The sequence below is a fragment of the Pseudomonas serbiensis genome (assembly GCF_030580745.1).
In the GTDB taxonomy this organism is placed as follows: domain Bacteria; phylum Pseudomonadota; class Gammaproteobacteria; order Pseudomonadales; family Pseudomonadaceae; genus Aquipseudomonas; species Aquipseudomonas serbiensis.
This window is the reverse complement of sequence record NZ_JAUQOO010000050.1, coordinates 1-2308: the sequence shown is the minus strand read 5'-3', so window position 1 is coordinate 2308 and position 2308 is coordinate 1. Positions and strand designations below refer to the sequence as shown.

Sequence of the window (2308 nt, the reverse complement as noted above, 5' to 3'; positions counted from 1 at the left end):
TCACGATCGACACCGGCGACCTGAACAACAGCCAGAAGGGCCGGATCAGCAGCGGCGAGCGGATGGACCTCACCGCCGCCAAACTGACCAACCACGACGGCAGCATTGCCAGCAGCCAGGCACTGGTTGCGAGCGTCAACAGCCTTGAACAACAGAAAGGCAACCTGACCAGCGCCACCTCCCTGAGCCTGGACGTCAACCAGGGCCTGCTCGATAACCAGGGTGGTTTGATCAACGCGCCCGGCACCCTGCTGCTGAAAAACCTCGGGGTCGTGCTCAACCAGGGCGGTGAGATTTCCAGCGCCCAGGCCTTCACCCTCAAGGCCCTATCGCTGGACAACAGCGGCGGTACGCTGCTGAGCAACCAGTTGCTGACCCTGCGCATCGCCCTGGCCCTGAACAACGTCAAGGGCCTGATCGCCGCCGCGGGTGTCGATGCCACGGCCGCCACCCTGGACAACACCGGCGGCACCCTGACCAGCCGCAACGCCCTGGACCTCACCGTCACCGGTCTGCTCACCAACCGCGACAACGGCCTGATCAACGCTGCCGAGGCGTTGCACATCACCTCGGGCGACCTCAATAACCGCACAGGACAACTGCTGGCCAACACCGCCCTGACCCTCGACAGCGCCGCCCTCGACACCGGCGCCAAGGGCCTGATCAACAGCCAGGGCACCTTGACCCTCACCGCCGACAGCTTGAGCGCCGACACCGGTGGCGAAGTCTCCGGGCTTGGGGCCATGACCCTGGTCCTCAACGCGATCTCCCTCAATGCCGGTCGCCTGATCGGCAATGCCGGGTTGAGCGTCGACCTCAACGGTGCGGACCTCAACAACCGCGCCGGCCTGATCACCGCCACAGGTCCCTTGACCCTCACGCGGGTGCGAAACATCAACAACCAGGGCGGTGAAATCTCCAGCGCCCAGAGCTTCACCCTGACCGGCCAGACCCTGGACAACAGCGGCGGCCAGCTCATCAGCAGCAACCTGCTGACCCTCAATGCCGACAGCCTGCTCAACCAGAACGGCCTCATCTCCGGCTGGCAAGGGCTGGACGTGACCGCCACCTCCCTGGACAACCGCAACCGCGGCACCCTGTCCAGCCGTAACGGCGCGGTGGAGTTGGATCTGAGCGGGGCCCTGCTCAACAGCAGCAATGGCGCGCTGGTCAGCCAGACAGCCCTGACCGTGACCGCCGACAGCCTCGACAACCGCGGCGGCATCCTCTCCAGCGGCGCGGCACAGACCCTGACCGTTACCGGCCTGCTGAACAACAGCCAGAACGGCCTGATCGACAGCGGTGCGGACCTCGCGATCACCGCCAACGCCCTCGACAACAGCGCGGGCACGATCACCAGCCCGGGCAAGGCCACCCTCGACCTGATCGGCGCCCTGACCAACACCGGCGGCACACTCGCCAGCGGCGGTGACTGGCTGCTCAAACGCAGCAGCGCCGTCCACAACCAGGGCGGGCAACTGATCAGCCAGCGCCTGATGACCCTCAACACCGGCACTCTGGACAACAGCAACACCGGCACCGTCGCCGCCAACGGTACCCTGCTGATCACCGCCACCGGCAAGGTCCTCAACCACACCGATGGCCTGATCTACAGCCAGAACGCGGGCGTGGAACTGGACGCCGCGAGCCTGGACAACACCCGGGGCGCGGTACAAGGCCAAAGCACCCTCAAGGTCGAAGTGGGCGAGGGCGTCGATAACCTCAACGGTCGCCTCATTGCCCAGAACGGTGACCTGACAGTAGAAGCCGCCAGCCTCGACAGCCGCGGCGGCGTGCTGTCCAGCCTCAAGGGATTGTTCACCGCCCAGATCACCGGCGTCCTGAGAAACGGCTACGACCTCGCGGCCAACCGTCAGGGCGGCGTCATCCAGGGCCAACGCCTGAGCCTGACCGCCTTGGGCGGCTTCGACAACTACGGCGGCCGCGTCTCGGCCAGCACCGGCGAAGCCTTGCTCACTACCGCCAACGTCGACAACCGCAACGGCGGCATTTACGCCAAAGGCCTGGTACGGGTCATCGGCAACGACTTCGACAACAGCGGCGACAACGACGGCCAGATCGCCGGCGGCCAAGTCGACCTCAGACTGACCGGCGCCCTGAACAACCGCCTGGGCATCATCGAAAGCGACAGCAGCCTGGCCATCAAGGCCACCAGCCTCGACAACCAGACCGGCCAGATACGCTCACTCGGCACCACTGACGCCGCCGACTTCCAGATCGGCACCCAATTCGACAACCGCAACGGCACCGTGGAAGTCGCCAACAGCAACCTGATCCTCAACGCCGC

General features: G+C 65.7%; 1 protein-coding gene. It reads left to right on the top strand.

Going from position 1 to position 2308, the window contains the following annotated elements; all coding sequences use genetic code 11:
- Positions 1-2308 (top strand): beta strand repeat-containing protein (locus Q6A51_RS27220; protein WP_405046193.1); only part of this gene is annotated, 2308 nt, incomplete at both ends.